This window comes from Vibrio sp. YT-15, from assembly GCF_033337445.1.
In the GTDB taxonomy this organism is placed as follows: Bacteria; Pseudomonadota; Gammaproteobacteria; order Enterobacterales; family Vibrionaceae; genus Vibrio; species Vibrio alginolyticus.
The window spans coordinates 1-1,494 of the sequence record NZ_JAWOQR010000065.1; the positions used below are offsets into that span (position 1 = coordinate 1).

At 47.1% G+C, this 1,494-nt stretch carries 2 protein-coding genes and 1 pseudogene; all 3 read left to right on the forward strand.

Annotation, left to right across the window (positions count from 1 at the left end; translation table 11 throughout):
* Positions 1-123: pseudogene (locus R7D93_RS25245) on the forward strand (MotA/TolQ/ExbB proton channel family protein); the annotation flags it as partial.
* Positions 120-533, forward strand: a complete 414-nt coding sequence (locus R7D93_RS25250) for an ExbD/TolR family protein (protein WP_005454456.1) — start codon at positions 120-122, stop codon at positions 531-533. The pseudogene R7D93_RS25245 and the gene R7D93_RS25250, both read left to right, overlap by 4 nt.
* A 27-nt stretch (positions 534-560) precedes the next feature.
* On the forward strand, positions 561-1,430 hold the full coding sequence (locus R7D93_RS25255) for a hemin ABC transporter substrate-binding protein (RefSeq protein ID WP_318129556.1): 870 nt from the start codon (positions 561-563) through the stop codon (positions 1,428-1,430).
* Positions 1,431-1,494: the final 64 nt, after the last annotated feature.

A 1,494-nucleotide genomic window follows, 5' to 3' on the forward strand; every position in this document is an offset into this window, starting at 1 on the left:
CTTGAGCATACTCTCAACTACGTGAATTTGTGGCTTGAAGGCATTTCCCTGCAGCACGTGTCTCCAGAAAAAACAAAAACAACGGTAAGTGTCACCAAAACGGCTGAGGCAAAAGCTTCATGATCAAAGTACCACAAGACAATAACCGCAACGGCTTAACACCAGATTTAACACCGCTGTTAGACATCATTTTTATTGTGATGGTTTTCTTGATGCTTACCGCCGCAGTCAAACTCGATTCATTAGATGTCGCGCTGCCAAGCACCGACTCTCAGGCCGTTGCAGAGGTCGATAAGCAGTCGATTACCGTTAATATCCTCAAGGATGAGCCTTATTGGGCGATCAACGGACAAACGTACATTGATTGGGAAAACTTCACTCTCGCGCTGTTAGAAGAGAGTAAATCAACCGATAAACCTATTGTGATTGGTGCAGAAAAAACAGCCAATATTCAATCACTTGTTCAGCTTCTTGGCTTTTTGCAAGAAAACGGAATTCAGGCGACTCAATTGCTCACTGAAGAGTCGCCATAACAAGAACATAAAACTGAGAACATTTTCATGAAGAACACATTATCACCAGTGCGCACTGCGTTGACTGCTGCCGCTCTGTTACTTGCAAGCACGAACCTTTTTGCCAACAACGCCCCAAACTCAGAACGCGTCGTCAGTGCGGGCAGCGCCGTTACCGAACTACTACTTGCGCTCGATGCGAAAGACAGCTTGGTCGCCGTTGATGTAACCAGTACTTTGCCGCAAGGCATGGAGTTACCCGACGTTGGGTATCATCGCCGACTTGCAGCAGAGGGGTTGTTGGCACTGAGCCCAACCAAGTTAATTGGCTCTGATGAGATGGGACCAACTACCACCTTAAATCAACTAAAGTCGGCAGGTGTGGATGTCGAGATAGTCAATACAGAAGCCAACGTTGACGGGCTTTTGCATCGTATCGATCAGATTGCGACTATCATGAACCGTGAGTCTCAAGCAACAAACTTGAAGCAAGAGGTAAAAACGCAAGTCGAATCTTTGCAAGCGCATCAGCCTGCACCTTCTGCTAAAAAGAAAGTGCTGTTTTTGCTTATTCACGAAGGTCGCCCAGCCAATGTTGCAGGCTTGAATACCACGCCAGACGCCATCATAGCGTTAGCAGGCGGTGATAATCCTGCGGCGAAAAAACTGACCTCTTACAAACCACTGTCAACCGAAGCGATGGTAGAGATGCAACCCGATGTCATTTTAGTTAGTGGCCGCAGCTATGAGACCATGGGCGGTGCAGACGCCATTTTAAAGGCGATGCCGTTACTTGCAGCAACACCAGCAGGCCAGACAAAGAACATCATCACCATTGATGGACACGCTTTGGTTGGCGGTTTGGGACTAAAAAGCCTGTCAGAGGCTAAACGTCTCAATGCCTTGCTTTACCCATAGAGATTTTAGATGCTGTTACGACGTATTCCTTTATCAACCACGCTGATTACGCTGTCTGGATTTT

Coding starts and splice junctions, on each gene's coding strand:
- R7D93_RS25255 (WP_318129556.1), top strand. CDS start 561: ATGAAGAACACATTATCACCAGTGCGCACTGCGTTGACTGCTGCCGCT.
- R7D93_RS25250 (WP_005454456.1), top strand. CDS start 120: ATGATCAAAGTACCACAAGACAATAACCGCAACGGCTTAACACCAGAT.